The sequence below is a fragment of the Paenibacillus sp. FSL R10-2796 genome (assembly GCF_037965315.1).
In the GTDB taxonomy this organism is placed as follows: domain Bacteria; phylum Bacillota; class Bacilli; order Paenibacillales; family Paenibacillaceae; genus Paenibacillus_AQ; species Paenibacillus_AQ odorifer.
Genome location: NZ_CP150178.1, coordinates 4,895,247 through 4,914,299 on the forward strand (window position 1 = coordinate 4,895,247; position 19,053 = coordinate 4,914,299).

The following is a 19,053-nucleotide window of genomic DNA, read 5'->3' on the forward strand; positions in this document are numbered from 1 at the left end:
TCCCCTAACCTTCGTTTTCGGATTTGCGCCGTGTAAAGAGACGGATTGGTGTTCCTTCGAAATTAAATGCTGCGCGAATTTTATTCTCCAGATAACGTTCATAGGAGAAATGCATCAGCGACGGATCATTCACGAACACCACAATCGTAGGCGGCTTAACCGCAACCTGCGTTACATAGTTAATACGCAAGCGACGGCCTTTGTCAGTTGGTGGAGGGTTAATCGCGATTGCATCAGATACAACGTCGTTCACCAAATGTGTAGTAATGCGCAGTGCGTGCTGTTGAGATACATGCTGTACAACAGGCAGCAGTTTTTGCAAACGCTGTTTGGTTAAAGCCGACAAAAAGACAACCGGTGCGTAACTCATAAACAAGAAATGGTCACGAATCTTCGTCTCGAAGTTCTGCATAGTCTTATCGTCTTTCACAATGGCATCCCATTTGTTGACAACAAAAATAGATGCTTTACCAGCTTCATGTGCATAACCAGCAATATGCTTGTCCTGATCGATGATGCCCTCTTCGCCGTTAATTACAACGAGGACCACATCAGCCCGTTCAATCGCACGCATAGCACGCATAACACTGTATTTTTCAATGTTCTCGTATACCTTGCCTTTTTTACGCATACCTGCCGTATCGATAAGCACATAACGTTGCCCATCACGTTCAAAAGGAGTATCGATAGCATCTCTTGTTGTCCCTGCAATATCGCTGACGATAACACGTTCTTCGCCCAAAATCGCGTTAACCAGAGAGGATTTACCTACATTCGGACGGCCAATCAAAGCTACACGAATGACATCCTCATCGTATTCATCATCTATTTTCTCAGGTAGGCGCTCAACTACAGCATCTAGCAAGTCGCCGAGTCCGGTTCCGTGACTACCAGAAATTCCGATTGGATCGCCAAAACCAAGGCTATAGAACTCATAAATATCATCCGCACGCTTCATATTATCCACTTTGTTGATGGCAAGAACGACTGGTTTACCTGAACGGAACAGAATCTGAGCTACCTCTTCATCTGAATTCGTCACACCACTCTTCGCCTCACACATAAATACAATAACATCCGCTTCTTCAATCGCCAGCTCCGCTTGAACACGGATTGATTTCAGAATTGTATCTTCTCCATCAATTTCAATACCTCCGGTATCAATCACACTGAACGACTTACCGTTCCAATCTGAAATACCATAAATCCGGTCACGTGTAATCCCCGGCTTATCTTCTACAATGGCTAATCTATCGCCAATCAGCCGATTAAATATCGTCGATTTTCCGACGTTAGGCCTCCCAACGATTGCCACAACGGGTCTTGCCATATTCATTCCTCCTGTCATCCTTACGTTACTCATCATAGCAAAAAACATTTAAATTGGCTAACAATCATGTTAACTCTCATCAATCCGACCAGTTCCGAAAAAAAGACAATCGGCGAACCCCCGTATCGAGGGCTCGCCGATTACTTTACCCGTATATTCAAAAGCTCGTTTAGGGATTAGTTATTACCCTTAAATTTGTCCAGCTTGTCACCAAAACGTTCAGCAAGCGTAAAGCTAAGGCCTTCGTTGCTAAGGGAAACGTTAGGGTTGTTCAGAACTTCTTTAGGAGCTCTGTCTCTGCTATTGCTGCGTTCAGGTCTAGCAGATGGAGCTGGAGCTTCTTCAGTTTCTTTGATGCTCAGGCTAACACGTTTCTCGGATGGATTGAAGTCCAGAACTTTCACTTGAACTTCTTGTCCTTCTTTCAATACTTCGTGTGGAGTAGCGATGTGTTTGTGGGAGATTTGTGAGATATGCACAAGACCTTCCACACCCGGAAGCAATTCTACGAATGCTCCGAAGTTCACAAGACGTTTTACAACGCCTGTTACAACATCACCGATGTTGATTTCGCCAGCAGCAGAGTCCCAAGGACCTGGAGCAGCAGCTTTGATGCTCAGGCTGATTTTTCCTTTTTCAGGATCAACCTTCAATACTTTAACACGTACTTTATCACCTTCAGATACTACATCAGAAGGTTTCTCTACGTGACTCCAAGCGATTTCAGATACGTGTACAAGACCGTCAACTCCGCCCACATCAACAAATGCGCCGAATTGAGTCAGGCGTTGTACTGTACCTTCGATGATTTGGCCTTCAGATAGTTCAGCCATAATTTTCAGCTTGTTAGCTTCGAATTCTTCTTCAAGAACTTCTTTAGCAGACAAGATTACTTTGCTGTTCTCACGGTCAAGTTCTTTCACTTTAACGCGCAAGGTACGGCCTTTGTAATCGCTGAAATCTTCAACGAAGTGACGCTCTACCATGGAAGCTGGGATAAATCCGCGAGCTCCAACATCAGCTACGAGGCCGCCTTTAACAACGTCAGCCACAGTAACTTCGAAAGCTTCTTGGGAAGCGAAGTATTTCTCAAGATCTTCCCATGATTTTTCACTATCAACAGCACGTTTGGAAAGAACAAGGCTTTCCTTGTTGTCGTTGATGCTGACAACTTTACATTCTACTTCCTGTCCAACTTCTACTGCTGCAGCAGCGTTGTCCAGTTGTACTGCGGACAATTCGCGAATTGGAATCACACCGTCGTATTTATATCCAATGCTTACATAAGCTTGGTTATCTTCGATTTTGACGATTGTTCCTTTCACGGTATCGCCTTTTTTCAGAGAAATGATTTCCAAGTCAGCTTGGTTAGTCACTTCTTCTTCGTTAACGGCAGCAACTTCTTCTACAGCTCCGTTATTTTCTGTCACAGCGGAATCCACCGCTTCTACGGATTCATTCTTTTCCGCAGCTTCCTGATTTTTAATTTCTTCAGACATGTGATTAGCCTCCTCGATTCAAAACCCCATTTATTTAAACCTGCGTATAGCAGAGTTCAAAACAAGCAATGCATAATATTTCACTTACACTTGATGATAGTATGTTCCAAAAAATAGCGGCTATGCCGTTATTTAATCAAAACATTGAGCAAAATTTGTTGTTCTGCTCATCCCTTAACTAGCACTTGGTTTACCTGTCTCTTTCATCTCACGGATGCGATCCATAATGACATCGGTAACAGCCTCGAGAGATTCGCTCCCCGCACCGGCAAATTGACTAAGGTCTACAGGAGCACCATAGACAACGACCATGCGTCGAAAGGGTTTATACTGGCCGATAATAGCCGCTGGAATAACTGCTGCGCCACTTCGAAGTGCAAAGCTAGCAGCACCCTTCTTGGCCACTCCGGCATCAGAGTTACGCGTACCCTCCGGGAAGATACCCATGACATTACCATTACGAAGTGTGTTAAGGGCCGTTTTTATGGATTCTTTGCTTACGCCGCCACGTTTCACCGGAAAAGCACCCAATTTATTAATGAGCCAGCCAAGCACCGGAACCTCAAACAGTTCAGCCTTAGCCATATACTTTACCTGACGGTCCAGCTTAATTCCAATAGTCATTGGATCAAGCAGACTAATGTGGTTAGCGCAGAGCAGTACCCCGCCCTCCTTTGGCACATTTTCTTTCCCCACAATCTTAAGTGGGAAAAGGATTGCGTAAATCAAGCGAAGCAATCCAACACAAATTGCATAAATCATAAATGATTTCTCTCCCCGTCAACATGAGATCTACAGTGGGATACAATGGCCTCCACAACTTGATCGATATTCATTAAGGTCGTATCCAGAAGAATAGCATCCTCTGCACGGCGCAGCGGTGAAATCTCCCGTCCTTCATCCAGACGGTCCCGCTTTGCAATATCGTGTTCAAGCTGCTGAAGCGTCACCGATTCCGCGTCTCTCAGTTCCTTATAACGACGGAGAGCTCGTTCTTCCACACTTGCCGTCATAAAAATCTTTACCTCGGCATCCGGCAGCACGGTTGTACCGATATCGCGGCCATCCATTACCACGCCTTTGCGAAGCGCCATCTGACGCTGCAATTGACTCAGTCTGGATCTTACATCCTCGATCTTCGCATACTGCGACACAAGGCCGCTAACCTGAAGGCTCCGAATATGTGGGGTCACGTCTTCCCCATTAATCAGCACCTTCTGAATGTCTCGTTCCGGAATAAGTTCAATCACCATGTCGCGAACCTTCTCGTTCACTCGATGCTGATCTTCCGGTTCAATGCCTTCTTGGATCATATACCAGGTGATTGCCCGGTACATTGCACCAGTATCGACATAGATATAAGACAACTTCTGGGCTACCAATCGGGCTACAGTGCTCTTGCCTGCCCCGGCAGGTCCGTCGATGGCGACGTTTATTCTGTCATAAGTATGTGTACCCTGCCTATCCAACGGGGCATTCCTCCTCAAACACTCTTTCATAAAAAAAGCATCTAGCGTTACGAAAACTATTCCTGCAATATCAAGGAGCACACATAAATTGTTATGCTTGATGATATTATCAAGAAAAAAGCAGGCATTGCCTGCGACTTATAAAATTATACCACAGTTTATACTTCAGTGCAAAATCAGACAGCTTAATAGAGCTGTAAAAAATGCTTATCTGTTGCGGAAATCAAACTGACGTTCGAAGCAATAACGGATAATTTTCTGGCGTTCCAAATCTGAAATAGCGACAAATTTCAACATCGCTAAAAGCCGTCCATTCTCTAGCTTTTTAATGCGCACTACTTCACCTTCAAAATTGACATGCTCCGTGCTTCCGTTTCGATAAGGCACCAATACCCAGCAGGACAATTTATTACCAACCTCCAGCTTAACCTGGTTATCCACCAAAAAGGAGATTCCTCCACCACCAATATCATCTGTACGAACCAGGAACCGTTTGCCAAGGCTATCCTTCACAGCAAGCTCTAGATCTGCATTCACTCGGAAAAAGCTTCTTCTCTGGATCTTAAAAATCGAATCTGTCTCCGGCTTTTGAATCCGGACCATACGAATTACATCTTCTTTAAAGCCCAGTACATAAGTATTAAAGTAATTTTTGATGCCACCCTCAGTTAAAAAATAAACCGAAAGCTCGTCCCCCATAAAGAGCCTTTTTAGACGACCATTGCTCTCCTGCATAGGAATTTCAATCAGGAATGCGTCTTCTTCCGTCTCTGCAATTCTTGATCTATATTCAACTTCTGCTTCAGCAGCGTCACTGGAAGCAACCTGTATGTATAGATATTCGTTAATTTTAGGATACAAAGATGTCACCGCCACATCAGTTTAGTAATTATCACTACCCCTGATTATAGCATGGGAATATCAGCCAGTCAGATATATTTTATAGATATTGCAAAAAAAAGGGACGCACCCAACTGCTGGATGCGCCCTCCCTTTATTTTGCCTCAGACCCCGAAGAAGGTCTGATTTCTTCCACAGACTCTTCAATGCCATCCTCGGCGTTAATGTAAATACGATACTTTGAGCCATTGACCCCTCCACCGAACTCGTAAGTCAAGACCTCGACGGAATCATCATTTTTAATCCAGGACAAGCGATTGTATTGTTCCTTGAAATCAGAATTCAGAAATTTTCTCGCCTCTGCAAGGGTAAGCTTTGGTTTTGGAAGCTTCCGGTTGTCCTTGTGCTCATTGACGTATTCGCTGGCCTCAAAACCGATGGTATCACCTGTATCCAGCCCCATACGAATGGTCATCTTTTCAGGATAAATCAATACATCATTCTGTTTGGTTACAAAGGTCAAATTCCCGATATTATCGTAACGATCAGCGCTGACTGCAGTCATATGGGGATATCCTTTTTTCTCAAGAAACTGCTCTGCTTTGGTAACGGCTCCTTTAATAGAAACTTTGGCAGGGCCAACCTCACGGTTGTCATAATAAGAGATCAGCAACCCGCCATTTTTGGTGAAATCCATACTAATGGTGTGCTTCTTATTCGAAGCGCTAACAGTTGCTGTATAGGATGGCCATTCAGTGTTCTTCCCATTTTCTTTAACATCCACTTTAGCATTGGAGCCCGCATCCGCGAACTTCAACGCCTTACGTTTGATGTCTTCGGCAGTCACGGGGGTACCTCCGAGCATTTTGACGGAACGTTTATCGTAGATGCTTGCTACTGAAGGTCCCCAGTCTAGCTCAGGGTATGCCCCTACACGTTTATCCACCGTTTTGAAGCCGTCAATAATCGTGTTGTCCTCCGCTTTATTTTCTGTCGCCAACGCCGTTTCAACATCCATCCAGCGCAGCCGATTGCCAATGACTTTATTTTGTACCTCTTGCAAATCCTTAGAGATTTCTCCTGAGTTCTTGTACAATGCTTTTAGATTGCTCAGTTCTCCATCTGTCAGAGGTTTTTTAGTGAAGTCACGAATCCCGGCTTTATAAGAAAAGTTGGAGATTTTGGACAGAAACTCCTCTGTTTTGCTAAATGGCAGCAAGGTCAGCGGCAGCTGGTTAATCTCATTTTGGGCCTCACTAGTCATCCGCCACACATTCACAAGTCCTTTACGGTGCATCCCATTAGAAGCAGAGTTAACCGCAAGCGTATTTCCAAGCTCACCATGAAGACGGTCCACATGATAGGACAAATCATGAAAGGCGCGTTGATATTGGTTCTCCGCCTTAATTAGTATTGAATTCTTCTCCTGATTCTCCTGATAACCCCACACAAGCGCACCAATCAGCAGCAGCGCGGTCAGCGGGAACATTACAGCACTTAATCTTTTGTACATAGGGCTACAAGACTCCTTTCGATAGCTTATTGGCGTTAGTTTGACAATAAACTAGGAGTCTTATGCACTGAAGTTGCTACACAATGTGACTATAACGTCCGCTCAAGCTCTCTCTTCAATCTCAAAGCCACTGCTATTACTGCAAAGGCATTGTTTAAAGCCGGTTTGAATGACACCATGCTCTTTAATCCCTCTTAATATGTAGGTCTCACCGCACTGTTTGCAAACGATACGTACTTTTATACGCAAAAAAAGACACCTCTCTCCTCTCTGGAATTCCTTACTAGGAACTGCCCTTCGAATATAAGTGTGTCCATCTCGATTATAGGTTAACCTCTTCTTCACGTTTCAGAAAGCGGAAAGGAGAACGGCTGTTGGCCCTAGCAACCTTTCCCATACCTCCATACCATAGGATAGCCATCAGAGGCACAATAAACCATATCCAATAGTTGGCTGTCGTACTCAAAATAAAGTCATATATCCCATGCCACATCCATGGCAACAGGAGAGAAAACACCAGAATTCTGCGGGTATGAACTCCTTTTGAGAACTTCGCCCTTCCCATATGGTAGCCCATGATCACACCAAACATAGCGTGTCCAGAAACCGGAAGAAGTGCTCTTAGAAACATTGATCCGATAGAAGCGTTGCTATACCAAGCGTACATTACATTTTCTATTGTTGCGAAGCCGAGCGAAATCGCTACAGCGTATAGTATCCCATCATATGGCTCGTCAAATTCGGTATGATTGTAAATCATATGGTACAGCACAAACCACTTTAGACATTCTTCCACGCCAGCGGATATGAGAAACGACTCCACGTAGGGACCACCATTTAGTCCCAGCATCAGCCCTCTCTGAATGATCATTACTGGAAACACAATCAGAAGACCGAGCAAGAATACTTTAATGACTACATGAAGCGGTTCTTGATCATACTTGTCTTTCAGATAAAAAAAGGTCAACAGAGCAAGTCCCGGCGCTACTGCCGACGTAATGACCGATAACACGAGCACCGAATAACCTCCCTACACCCCTAAACCCTATTACTGCCGTTACACAGCAAGGTAGATGATAACTTTGATACAAGAATGACCGACATATCACCAACAACAAGACTAGGGCTGATCGGCCTAAACAATGGTCATCAGCCCCTAGTCTTGCCTAATTACTCCTGACGCTTAAAATGAGTGCACAATAACTGGACCGCATTCTCCGGCATCACTGTTTTCCCGTATTCATCGAGAACAGCTTCTGTGACCGGTGAGGAATCTCCAAACTCAGCAAGTACGCCAACAAGACCTGACAACGCCGTTTCTTCAAATTCCTTTGGATCGAAATACAGATACCATTTATTGTTATAAGAATACAGTTTCCCCTGGGAAGTAATATTACCGATGAGCACATGAGCCGCTTCAACCAGAACCTCGAAATCGAGGAATGCATATACAATGGAGTCGCTTTGTTCAAGAGTAACTTCCATTTCATAAATCTCTTCTGGCAATTCTTCTTCCCCGGACGCACCGTACTGATGGTGATCATATTTTCCTCGGGTCACTATAACGACCATGCCTTGCGCGGGCAATGCGAAAACTTCTACGGCAAGCGGACCCGTGGCATCAAAACCTAGTTCACTATATGCTTGATCCATCATCTCCGTAAACAGGTCATGAACCTTAGGAACTTCCTGCCACATGTCTTCCTTCTGGATGCCCCGCTCGCTCAGGTCGTCAAAAGTGAGGAAAATCCGTATCTTATCTTGACTTAATCGCTCTATTCTCATGACAGGATCCTCCTTTTGCAAGCTCATTTATTATAATGTATGATGAGTCCCGAGTAATGAGCCAAAAATGGTTACTATGTAAGTATGTTATCATTTTGCCGAGATAAATGCACGTAAATAAATATATAAAATCCTCTCTATTGAATAAACCATTTTCAAGGCCCTGAATAATAAAAAAGAATCATTCTGCGGAATATTTCATCCCCAAAATGATTCTGATGGAGTCCTTTACGGTTACAATCCCGGTATGGTTGTATGCGTTTCTTTAAGAATCTGCTCTACTTCGCTCTTTACTTCAGGATTGCTGCGAATGAATTCCTTTAACAATTTAAGATTGGATTCCTTCGACTTCACTGGTGATTCAGTCTTATGATCAGAGGTTGCGCTGCTTGAACCGTTACTTTGAGCATTACTGCTTGAAACAGCAGTGTTACCAAAACCAGTCGTGGCCATACCGATTATTTTTTCTTTTGCTTTATCTGCAGCCCCACTCATGGAACCACCCGATTGCCCTAGCGAAGACATTAAAGAATTCCGCTTTTTGGACATAATCATACTGGCTGCGGCGCCCATCAGCACCCCGCATAAAAATGACGAAGTATTCATATTTCCAGCCTCCTTGTATGGTAAAATCATGTTTAGTGTTCGCGGAAAGATTCCGGCTCATACAACCTAATAACAAGAAAGCGAGTTGAAAAAAGTGGGTAAAATGACATCAGTGCTCCTATTGGCTACCTTGCTGCTTACAGCCTGTGGCAACAGCGGTGCAAATGGAAATACAGCCAAGGAAACAAACACCACAAACAATCCGCCCACGGCGGCAGCTACACAAAGCGCAGAAACTACGGCGCCAGCACCTGAAGCAACAGCCAGTCCTACCCCTGAAGCAACAGCAGATGGAGGTACTACAGGAAATAGTACAGCCAGTAAGGGTGAAGCATCCGCTGAAATTCCACTGCTGTACCATATGAACAAAAATTACGACATCGTTCCTAATGAGGAAGCTACAAATAAAAAAGTGGTTCTGCTCACTTTTGACGACGGTCCTAAAGATGCTGCAATGATTAAACCTTTGATGGATGTTCTGGACAAACATCAAGCTAAAGCCATCTTTTTCGTAAATGGTTATCGTGTTAAGGAGCATCCTGAGCTTCTGGAGTTAATACATAACCGCGGTGGAATTATCGGCAACCACAGCTGGGATCATATTGTATTGAAAGACAAGTCCTATACTGAGGTTAAAAAGCAAATCGAAGATGTTCAAAATATTGTCAAAGAAACATTAGGAGAAGCTCCTCACTTTTTCCGTCCGCCACATGGTGCCGGCGGGGATGTTGGCAAGAAGGTCGCGGCTGAGAATGGAATGTTGTACATGACCTGGTCTGTAGGCTCACTTGACTGGGAAATGAAAGAAAAGGAAACGGGTAAGACAGAAAAATTGATCAGTAATGTTACCGATCAGCTGCATTCCGGCAGTAATATCCTGATGCATGAGCTACCATGGACCGTTGAGGGACTGGATACCTTGCTCACTACACTTGAGGGTAAAGGCTACAGCTTTGTTGATCCGCGCAGCATTGAGCTAAAAATGCGTTGATCTTCTCATCTTTACATGTCCGATAGTTGCTTCGTCAGTGCAATTGTTTTCGAATCAAACGAAAAATAGAAGGGGGTTCCAAAAGCCATTTGCATGGCTTTGGAACCCCCTTTTTACGCTACCAGTTTTTCTTACTGGAAAGAGTAAGCACTATTGGGTTGATTTACGCAGTGTCAGCACATGCATTTCAGCAGGACTGCCCCAGCGAAGTGGCAGATGTGCTGTTCCAAACCCTCTGCTGATCAGCAGCAGGGCATTTTTTGCGGAACCGTCCCCTCTTGGCCAACTAAACTTTCCAGCGTCATATTTATGATAGAAATGCTCTACATGTCTTTGACCCACAAATGGAAGGATCACCTGCCCCCCATGCGTATGACCTGCCAGAATCAGGTCCGCTGGCACACTCTGGCGCTTCGATAACCAAAGCGGATCATGTACAAGAATAATACGACACGTGTCTTCAGCAGAAGGGGTTGTGGTTAATTGCGGAAAAGGACCGTATGGAGTTTTGCCCCCATTTTTCGGAAAATCAATTCCGGTTAACCAAAGTTTAGCTCCCTCACGTTCAAAAGCCACATTTTCATCCATTAACAGTTTTGCACCACTGTCCTGAATAATCTCATCTACCCTTGATATATTAGCCCGATAATCATGATTTCCATGCACTACATAGGTAGATGCAATAGAAGTAACTAGAGTCATATTATCGACAAGACGATTTAAAGGACTATCTTTTTCCGTTAGATCTCCTCCCAGAAAAACAACATCTACCCCACCCTTTAATGGTGTCAGAAGCGCGGAAGGAAGGCGGCGGCGATGGATATCTGTTATAAACAAGATACGAAATCCATCGAACTCTTCAGGTAGCGAATCTAGCATTATTTCCTCGGTAATAATTCTGTTTCTAAAAGCATTAATCACCATGATTATGACAACGGCCGCAGCTATCAATAAAATGACCAAAGCCATTCCCCATGCCCATGTGCTCACCATAATGTACTCAGCGGAGGCGCTCCTTCAATTCCCCACCAAAGCAGCCCGATTAGCAAAATAACAAAGGTAAAAATCAAAGAATTTACAAACATCTTGCTTAAACGAACTTTTTCTGAAGAATAAGTATCTGAACGAGAAGGAACAGATTCTTCGTCCTTCTCTTTACTTCCTGTGGAAGAGCGCTTTGCAGAACCTGCTGGGCGGCGAGCTTTTCTTGATAAAGTTGCCGTAGAAACCCGAGCGGTAGCATTTTTCTTTATAGGAGTAGACTTCTTTTCAGGAGTAGCCTTTTTTACAGCCTCCGAAGTCCGCTTCTCTTTTTTACTTTTGCCAGGATGTTTGCTTTCACTTTTATGTTGTTTTTGTCGAGACTTTACCCGGCTTAATTCCTCACTCATGATTCCCTCCTATAGCGGATCACCAGACCTGAGATCAGGTCGATGAAGAAGTGACATAGTATAGGGGCCCAGAGGCTGCCCGATTGAATGTAAATATATCCAAGACCATAACTGCTTAAGAATACCCAGCCGGTAGGTACAAAGTGACGTAAATAACGGACATGAATAAGAGCAAATACTATACTCGTCCAATAAGGGCCAATGGAATATTGGATGGCTCCGCGGAATAAGAGCTCCTCACATACCGATACAATTGCTGCTATGACGATAATATGCCACACAGGGCGATTTCGAAATAAAAGGTCGTTTATTCCACCATCATCCATGCTTTCCTCAGGGACAATATGTGTCAATAAATAGTCAACAATTAGCATTGCAGCAGCAAGACCGAGGCCCCATGCCACAAAATGTACTTTTTCTGGAATAATTAATAGCTGAAAAGGATTTCTTTTCTGAAATAATATCCATATCAAACCGATAATTAATGTGAGCCCCTGAGTGATATAGAGATTGAGCAGCAGAAGACGGTCTGTCAACTGGCCTGGTTCTACCTTTTTAACCTTAATCTCGCCAAATTTGAATTTTTTCATCGTGACCTGCCTGTTCTTTATTTTTTTCGGGCCGCTCCGAGAGAGAAACCGTCCATAGTGTTGCTATCAATACATAATACATAGGATAATCCCCCCAGAAAAAGGAGCATTTATTATGAGCAAACGTAAGTCCCGCAATCAAATGTTATACACGCTAGTTTTTTTGTTTTTCTTAGTTTGCGCCTTCGCCGCATTTTTTACTGGCGTCAAGGTTGGCGCAGACAAAACTGAAGCCAAATATGACAATCAATCAAGCATGAATGGATTAGTAGAATTCACGGGCTCGTACCAACAGCAGGATCTTGTTACTTTCTATCATAACGTATTTTTGCCCTATCGGGAATTCAAGCGGAATTGGAACATTCAAGTAGATAAGTTAGCGCGCAGCACAGATGCTCGTATGAATGCGGCAGTAATGAAGGATCTAAGTATTCTAGCAGACCAGCAATATGAAAGAGTTAATCAAGATTCAATTTTCACTAACTCTCCTCTATTACATCAGTCACAGGTCAATGTACTCAAAAGCTTAACTTTATTTTCTAAGGCCTCCGGCAAAGTCTCTACTAGTGCCTCTGGTGCAGAGACAGCCAAGTTATTGAAAAATGATGAATTTACAACCGGCGCCGTGAAGTACGGTCTGTTAGCACAAAAGAACTTCTATGATTCTATGCTAAAATGGGGCTCTAAGACAAACCAGAAAATACCTTCTGCACCTGGCGAACTAAAAACGATGTCTTTCATCCAGTGGAAAAAAATGCCGCTTCTTTTGAAGAATGCTTCTATCGCTGACATGATGCTGAATCGCGGAATTTTTGCAGGTTATGATCCTCAGGACATCACTGCTAAAATAGACGATATGATTTACTCAGGCACTGCAAGCTCATTAAATCTTTCGGATATCCAGTCCTCAGTAACCTTGTTGATTTCTACAGGTGCTGTGCAGGAACAGGATTTTGTAAAATGGCGGGAACAGTATTATAACAGGGAGACACTTCCACAGCTTCCGTTCTTTTTTGAATAGAACCAGTTATTGAATCATAACGAAAAATGAAGTTCACTTCAAGAAACGCTGCTTGCAAAGCCTATTGACACAACTTGCATACCGTGTTACATTATGAAAAAATTAATCATTCAAAACCGATGATGGAACAAAGATCCTGGAAGTCTTCAGAGAGCCGGTGGTTGGTGCAAACCGGTGACGAACAGCTATCTTTAGCGCTCCTGAGATATTGTATCGAACCTTAAAGTAGGTACAATCGGATCAACTCCGTTAACAGTGTGGCCTATGCAGGCCAATGAGGCTGCTTCTTCCAAGTTGCAGTGAATTAGGGTGGTACCACGAAGATAACTCTCGTCCCTTACTACGGCAGTAGTATGGGGTTGGGAGTTTTTTTAATTCCCTAATCCCCCATAAATACTACCTTATGCCCAAAGTTACCGATTTCGCGGTATTCTTGCACGCTGTTTCTTTTGTGCGACACCGCGTTGATCTACTATTATTACATGTTTTTCTCTACTAGTTCGTGAACCTTCTGGTATTGTGGACTGCCCATCAGGGCGTCCTCGACATATAAAGCTTTTCAACTTTAAGGGGGATAAGAAACCATGTTTAAAGTATTAGTATCGGATCCAATCAGTGATTTGGGCATTCAGCAATTGATGGACGCAACAGATGTAGTTGTAGACAAAAAAACAGGTCTCAGTGAAGATGAGCTCGTTGCAATCATCGGTGAATATGATGGTCTACTCGTCCGCAGTCAAACTACAGTAACTGAAAAAATTATCGAAGCTGGAAAAAACTTAAAGGTCATTGGTCGTGCAGGTGTGGGTGTAGATAATATCAAGCTGGAAGCTGCTACTCAACGTGGGGTTGTTGTTATCAACGCTCCTGATGGAAATACCATTACAACTTGTGAGCATGCTTTTGCAATGATGATGGCTTTGGCCCGTCACATTCCACAAGCTTATGCAAAAACAATTGGTGGAACCTGGGATAGAAAAACCTTCGTGGGTGTAGAACTTCGCGGCAAAACTTTAGGTGTACTGGGAATGGGCAGAATCGGTAGCGAAGTGGCAAAACGTGCCAAAGCTTTCGGCATGGAAATCCTTGCTTTTGATCCTTTCTTAACTGCTGAGCGTGCTGAGAAACTGGAAGTAAAATTAGCTTCCGTTGACGATGTGGTCCGCGGAGCAGACTTCATTACTGTGCACACTCCACTTACTCCGGAAACACGCCATATGATTTCCCGCCCGCAATTTGAAGTGATGAAAAAGGGAATGCGCATCATCAACTGTGCCCGTGGTGGTGTAATTGATGAAATGGCGTTAGTAGAAGCTATTGATAGCGGTATTGTTGCTGGCGCTGCATTTGACGTATTCGAAAAAGAACCGCCACAAGCAGATCACCCATTCTTGTCGCATCCAAAAATTATCGTGACTCCTCACTTGGGCGCTTCTACAATTGAAGCTCAGGAGAATGTAGCGATCGATGTATCGGAACAAGTACTGCATATTCTGCGTAATGAACCGTTCATCAATGCTGTAAATATTCCTCCAGTTGCTCCAAGCGTAATGAACAAACTCCAGCCTTACTTCACACTTGGTGAGAAGCTGGGCAGCTTTGTTACCCAGATTACAGATAGTGCTATTCGTGAAATCCATGTTGAGTATGCGGGTGATCTGTCAGATGTCGATACCCAACCACTTACCCGCTATATTGTGAAAGGCGTGCTCTCCCGCCACTTCGCTGAGGATGTTAACATCGTTAACTCCATGCACTTGGCAAAAACACGCGACGTTAATGTAGTAATAACTAAAGCTTCCAAAACTAAAGGCTTCACTAATCTGATTACCGTGACCCTTAAAACAGATCACGACCAAGAACGTCTCGTAGCCGGAACATTGCTGCAAGGTTATGGAGAAAGAATTGTTCAAGTGAACAAGTTCCCGGTTGATATCGCTCCTGAAGGACATCAAATTGTAGTATCCCATAACGACAAACCAGGGATTATCGGACTTGTGGGCACATTGCTGGGCGAAAATGATGTCAATATCGCTTCCATGCAAGTGGGACGTAAAATCGTTGGTGGCGAAGCAATCATGCTGCTGACCGTTGATAAAGCTGTACCTACTCATGTGCTTGTGAAGCTTGCTGGCCTGCCAGAAATCAACACTGCCGAAGAAATCATTCTTCTGTAAGCAATACGATAGAAATCAAACAACAGAGCAGCGATCCTCCCCTTTTAGGGGTTTCGCTGCTTTTGTTGTTGATCGTCGACCTGTTTCGGCTTCATTTACAACACCGAATCGAGTTCCCTCGTGGAGGCTTACGGACACCCTTGAGGTTACGGACCCAGATGACCCTATATGCAATAATTTCGCCTTTGAAGCAGGGTTTCGGACTCTAGTGCCACTATTCCTCAAAAAGGAGCTAAATCAGGTGTTTTGCCTATCAATAGCGTCTCTGGGGACCGATAGCGTTCTAAATATACGAAAATGCTGCATTATAGATCAGCTGTGTCCTATACTGCTTCATACGCACATATGGGATCAAACAGATCAAGTTTGCTGTTTAGACTAAGAATGCGGGAACAGTCCGACCATCGATGTCTGTAAATCCATACTTTTCAGCCAGCTTAGCAACCTGCTGCGGTTGTCCGGTTATAGACATAACCTTAGGATCGGCTGCTAGAGCAGCGGCTGCTCTACCGATATAGGTTGTGGATTCAGTCATCTGCAATTCTTTAACCTCATGCCAATGCTCCTCATCCGTGTTCATGCTCTCCAACACCGCCTCTGTCCTCATCCAGCCCGGAGTAAGCGGAATAACTGCAATGTTGTCCTCTTTAAGCTCATTCGATAACCCGTAGGCCATACGCACAAGTGTATTTTTAGAAAGATCATAATAGAAATTTCCTAGATATTTGTAATGATCCCAAAAGGTTGTGTGGATGATTAGACCGCCAGCTTTTGCCTCACGCATTAATGGTATTGCATAATAGTTTGTTATCAACTGTGCCCTCACACCCGCATTAAACATATTGTCCCAATGCGCTGTAGGAAGCTCCCAGAAAGACTTCTGCTCAATAGGTAAATCGTTGCCGCCCCATACATTATTGACTAAAATATCAAGCTTTCCTTGCTCTGAAGCAATCTGGCGAATGACCGCTTCTGTCTCCTGATCTTTTGTATGATCACATCGTATGGCGCTGCCGGACCCTCCCTCCGCTTTTATTTCCCTAAGTACGTTATCAATGCTCCGCTTGCTATGCTCTATGCCAGAAGCCTCTGTCGTTCTGCCCGTAATATAAACGAATGCACCTTTCCTTGCCAGCTCCAATGCAATTCCTCTACCAGCACCTCTGCTGCCTCCGGTGACCAATGCTACTCTTCCTTTTAAAGTCATATTCTCAATCCTTTCTACACTTGTTTTTCTCTAAATGTTCTGTATTTAATCCTTACCTTATATAGTATAATTCTTTAATATGACATCAACTGACATATATAATATAATAATTAATTAAGAACTAGCCAACATTTATTAGGAGGAGGAGTGTCCCTTAATGAGAGCCGATCGTTTGTTATCCATCTTACTTTTGCTGCAAAATCGTGGAAAGATGACGTCCCGTGAGCTAGCCCAGACCTTAGAAGTGTCTGAACGAACTGTGTTTAGAGATATGGAAGCCTTATGTACAGCAGGAATACCGATTCTTGCCGAACGGGGACGTGAAGGGGGTTGGATGCTCACAGAAGGATACCGGACCTCCTTAACGGGTATGAAGCCCTCAGAGATTGCAACTCTGCTGCTGTCCGCAGACTCCTCAATCTTAAAAGATCTGGGTATACAAAACGACTTCTCTTCTGCCGTGCTTAAGCTGGAGGCTGCTTCCCCATCCAGGCCGAATAATCCAGCCAGTTACCTGAGCCAGCGCATTCATATAGATGGTGCCAGCTGGCACCCTTCCGACGAGACATATCCGTTCCTATCTGTCCTGCAGGAAGCTGTTTGGGAAGACCGTAAAGTGAAGATCACTTACCCACGGAATGACGAGATGAAGGAGCGTTTCATTGAACCTCTCGGGTTAGTCGCAAAACGTGGAGTTTGGTATGTAGTGGCACGAACCGTGGGTGAAATGCGGACTTTTCGCGTGTCGAGATTAATACAAGCTGACGCAACTTATGAATCATTTGTCAGACCTGAGGCTTTTGATTTAAAAAGCTACTGGGAACAATCGACTTTAGCTTTTAAAGCAGCACTGCCAAAATATGTAGTGAACTTAAAGGTGAATGAGTCTATTCTTAAAGAATTACAACGTGAAAGATATGTAACTATAACTTTAGTAGAACCCTCTGCTAATACTGGGTGGATGAACGTGGAGGCCGAATTTAATGCTATAGAATCTGCCTGTCGTATCGTACTCTCTTTCTCTCCTTCAGTTATTGTTTTAGCTCCTATCGAACTAGTAGGGATGGTAAAGTCTGCTATTAAAACAATTTCCACAATATATGAGGAATTTTGACATGAATTCTAAATATCTACTACTTAAAGAAGATTTATGACACTTCTCTATAGACCAATGACCTATAAATCCCCTATAATAACACCATTACATAAAATTTAATAAGGGGGACATTTTACCAATGAGCTGGATGCACAAACTTCCGTTAAAACAAAGAATTGTTGCCGGATGTTACCTCGTTGCCGCACTGTTTGCTATTCCTGTCTTAGTTACGTTAATGATTCTAGGTCAATTTCTCGTAGGAATTATACTAGTAGTTGTTCTTGCAGGTCTGACTTTACCTGTTGCTCGCTTCGTGGAGAGAACGCTTACATCATCTTTTGATGATATTGCTAATGTATCTCACAGTATTTCGAAGGGCGATTTCACTAGCAGAGCGGACGAAAATGGCTCAATGGGTGACGTAAGCCGCTCCTTTAACACAATGATTGATAAGCTCAAGAAGATTCTGACCGATGCATCGCAGATCACCCGTCAAGTTATGGATGCAAGCCGCGGAATCGAAGATAAGAACCAGAACCTGAAAATTGTCATGGCACAAGTAGCCTCTTCTTCTACTGAGCTCGCTCTTGGTGCAAATGAAATATCTACGGATATCGCTGATATGACAGAATCCATTAAAGACATTGAGACCAAAGTATCCAATTATACGAACTCCACCAAAGAAATGAACAGACGTTCAATACATACCTTAGAACTTGTTGAGCAAGGGCGCCAATCCGTAGATACACAGGCTGAAGGCATGCGTAAAAACATAGAGGCTACACAAAAAGTGGCTGATACTATTGAAGCTCTCTCACAAAATGCCCGCGGGATTACGATGATCACCAAGACCATCACAGAGATCGCTGAGCAGACCAACCTGCTGTCACTGAATGCCTCCATCGAAGCTGCTCGTGCCGGAGAGCATGGTCGGGGTTTTGCCGTTGTAGCTCAAGAGGTCCGCAAGCTTGCTGAAGAATCTACGGCATCCACAAAAGAAGTATTCGGCTTGGTCCGCAGCATTGAGTCAGATATTAAACAAGCCATCGATAATATTGCCATCAATGAAGAGGTTGTGCAGGTTCAGAATGAAATGATCACTCAATCTGCCCATATTTTCGCACAAATTGTACAAAGCGTGCAGTACATTACCGAGCAAATCTCTTCATTCTCTGCGGAGAGTGATCTTATGCTAGAAAGTGCCTTGAAAATTTCCAGTGCAATTGAGAATATCTCAGCTATCACCGAAGAAACTGCTGCTGGCACGGAAGAGGTATCGGCGGCTATGAATGAACAGATTAATGCCCTGCAGTCTGTTGCAGAAGAAACGGAAAAAATGACCCAGGCCGTATTTAATCTGCAAAAAACCATTCATATCTTTAAATTCTAGTTCAAAACTATCAACTGCCACCTAAGCTGAGTCTTAGGTGGCAGTTTTTTTCGCGAGGCAAAACTTCATCTCTTGGACAAGACTTTCGTCAAATTTCGAGTTTTTTTAGCGGATTATGTTGACAAAAATTAATGAGGAATATATTGTA

The 19,053-nt window shown here is 43.7% G+C and carries 18 protein-coding genes and 1 other annotated feature; of the genes, 5 read left to right on the plus strand and 13 right to left on the minus strand.

What is annotated here, in order from left to right:
• Positions 1 to 4: 4 nt before the first annotated feature.
• The 9 genes from der to NST58_RS22280 form a co-directional block, all read right to left on the minus strand.
• Positions 5 to 1,330, minus strand: coding sequence for a ribosome biogenesis GTPase Der (der, locus tag NST58_RS22240; RefSeq protein ID WP_036676212.1), 1,326 nt, complete (start codon positions 1,328 to 1,330; stop codon positions 5 to 7).
• A gap of 176 nt (positions 1,331 to 1,506) precedes the next feature.
• Complete coding sequence (gene rpsA, locus NST58_RS22245) at positions 1,507 to 2,829, minus strand: 30S ribosomal protein S1 (RefSeq protein WP_170914203.1); 1,323 nt, start codon at positions 2,827 to 2,829, stop codon at positions 1,507 to 1,509.
• Between the two features lie 174 nt (positions 2,830 to 3,003).
• Positions 3,004 to 3,591, minus strand: coding sequence for a lysophospholipid acyltransferase family protein (locus NST58_RS22250; protein ID WP_036676211.1), 588 nt, complete (start codon positions 3,589 to 3,591; stop codon positions 3,004 to 3,006).
• Positions 3,588 to 4,298, minus strand: coding sequence for a (d)CMP kinase (cmk, locus tag NST58_RS22255; RefSeq protein ID WP_254848699.1), 711 nt, complete (start codon positions 4,296 to 4,298; stop codon positions 3,588 to 3,590). Before cmk ends, NST58_RS22250 begins: the two co-directional genes overlap by 4 nt.
• Before the next feature lie 207 nt (positions 4,299 to 4,505).
• On the minus strand, positions 4,506 to 5,159 hold the full coding sequence (locus tag NST58_RS22260) for a flagellar brake domain-containing protein (protein WP_036676209.1): 654 nt from the start codon (positions 5,157 to 5,159) through the stop codon (positions 4,506 to 4,508).
• A 133-nt stretch (positions 5,160 to 5,292) separates the two neighbouring features.
• Positions 5,293 to 6,651, minus strand: coding sequence for a germination protein YpeB (gene ypeB / locus NST58_RS22265; RefSeq protein WP_339244221.1), 1,359 nt, complete (start codon positions 6,649 to 6,651; stop codon positions 5,293 to 5,295).
• 322 nt (positions 6,652 to 6,973) lie between these two features.
• Positions 6,974 to 7,669 carry a glutamic-type intramembrane protease PrsW gene (prsW, locus tag NST58_RS22270; RefSeq protein WP_076134692.1) on the minus strand — a complete coding sequence of 232 codons (696 nt, stop codon included), beginning with the start codon at positions 7,667 to 7,669 and terminating at the stop codon, positions 6,974 to 6,976.
• Positions 7,670 to 7,821: 152 nt separating this feature from the next.
• Positions 7,822 to 8,436, minus strand: a complete 615-nt coding sequence (locus NST58_RS22275; protein WP_339244223.1) for a genetic competence negative regulator — start codon at positions 8,434 to 8,436, stop codon at positions 7,822 to 7,824.
• Between the two features lie 234 nt (positions 8,437 to 8,670).
• Positions 8,671 to 9,042 (minus strand): hypothetical protein, encoded by a 372-nt coding sequence (locus tag NST58_RS22280; RefSeq protein WP_076127486.1) that lies wholly within the window; start codon positions 9,040 to 9,042, stop codon positions 8,671 to 8,673.
• A 94-nt stretch (positions 9,043 to 9,136) separates the two neighbouring features.
• Here NST58_RS22280 and NST58_RS22285 point away from each other — a divergent pair, with 94 nt between their 5' ends.
• The gene (locus tag NST58_RS22285; protein WP_339244225.1) at positions 9,137 to 10,033 is read left to right on the plus strand and encodes a polysaccharide deacetylase family protein; all 897 of its coding nucleotides are present in this window, start codon (positions 9,137 to 9,139) and stop codon (positions 10,031 to 10,033) included.
• A 150-nt stretch (positions 10,034 to 10,183) separates the two neighbouring features.
• On the opposite strand, the gene NST58_RS22290 is transcribed toward NST58_RS22285, so the two are convergent.
• Genes NST58_RS22290 through NST58_RS22300 form a run of 3 tightly spaced genes read right to left on the minus strand, consistent with a single transcriptional unit; the run spans position 10,184 to position 12,014 of the window.
• Positions 10,184 to 11,002, minus strand: coding sequence for a metallophosphoesterase (locus NST58_RS22290; RefSeq protein ID WP_076276732.1), 819 nt, complete (start codon positions 11,000 to 11,002; stop codon positions 10,184 to 10,186).
• A gap of 17 nt (positions 11,003 to 11,019) precedes the next feature.
• On the minus strand, positions 11,020 to 11,424 hold the full coding sequence (locus tag NST58_RS22295; protein WP_076184021.1) for a hypothetical protein: 405 nt from the start codon (positions 11,422 to 11,424) through the stop codon (positions 11,020 to 11,022).
• On the minus strand, positions 11,421 to 12,014 hold the full coding sequence (locus tag NST58_RS22300) for a CPBP family intramembrane glutamic endopeptidase (RefSeq protein ID WP_036676197.1): 594 nt from the start codon (positions 12,012 to 12,014) through the stop codon (positions 11,421 to 11,423). Before NST58_RS22300 ends, NST58_RS22295 begins: the two co-directional genes overlap by 4 nt.
• A 115-nt stretch (positions 12,015 to 12,129) precedes the next feature.
• Between NST58_RS22300 and NST58_RS22305 the strand changes: the two genes are divergently transcribed.
• Positions 12,130 to 13,035 carry a hypothetical protein gene (locus NST58_RS22305; protein ID WP_339244226.1) on the plus strand — a complete coding sequence of 302 codons (906 nt, stop codon included), beginning with the start codon at positions 12,130 to 12,132 and terminating at the stop codon, positions 13,033 to 13,035.
• A gap of 110 nt (positions 13,036 to 13,145) precedes the next feature.
• Positions 13,146 to 13,376: a binding site (T-box leader), on the plus strand.
• Positions 13,377 to 13,619: 243 nt separating this feature from the next.
• Positions 13,620 to 15,212 carry a phosphoglycerate dehydrogenase gene (serA, locus tag NST58_RS22310; RefSeq protein WP_036676193.1) on the plus strand — a complete coding sequence of 531 codons (1,593 nt, stop codon included), beginning with the start codon at positions 13,620 to 13,622 and terminating at the stop codon, positions 15,210 to 15,212.
• 373 nt (positions 15,213 to 15,585) lie between these two features.
• On the opposite strand, the gene NST58_RS22315 is transcribed toward serA, so the two are convergent.
• Positions 15,586 to 16,419 carry an SDR family NAD(P)-dependent oxidoreductase gene (locus NST58_RS22315; protein ID WP_339244227.1) on the minus strand — a complete coding sequence of 278 codons (834 nt, stop codon included), beginning with the start codon at positions 16,417 to 16,419 and terminating at the stop codon, positions 15,586 to 15,588.
• A gap of 157 nt (positions 16,420 to 16,576) precedes the next feature.
• Here NST58_RS22315 and NST58_RS22320 point away from each other — a divergent pair, with 157 nt between their 5' ends.
• Positions 16,577 to 17,533, plus strand: a complete 957-nt coding sequence (locus NST58_RS22320; RefSeq protein ID WP_339244229.1) for a YafY family protein — start codon at positions 16,577 to 16,579, stop codon at positions 17,531 to 17,533.
• A 121-nt stretch (positions 17,534 to 17,654) separates the two neighbouring features.
• Positions 17,655 to 18,905, plus strand: a complete 1,251-nt coding sequence (locus NST58_RS22325; protein WP_036676188.1) for a HAMP domain-containing methyl-accepting chemotaxis protein — start codon at positions 17,655 to 17,657, stop codon at positions 18,903 to 18,905.
• The last annotated feature ends 148 nt before the right edge of the window (positions 18,906 to 19,053 follow it).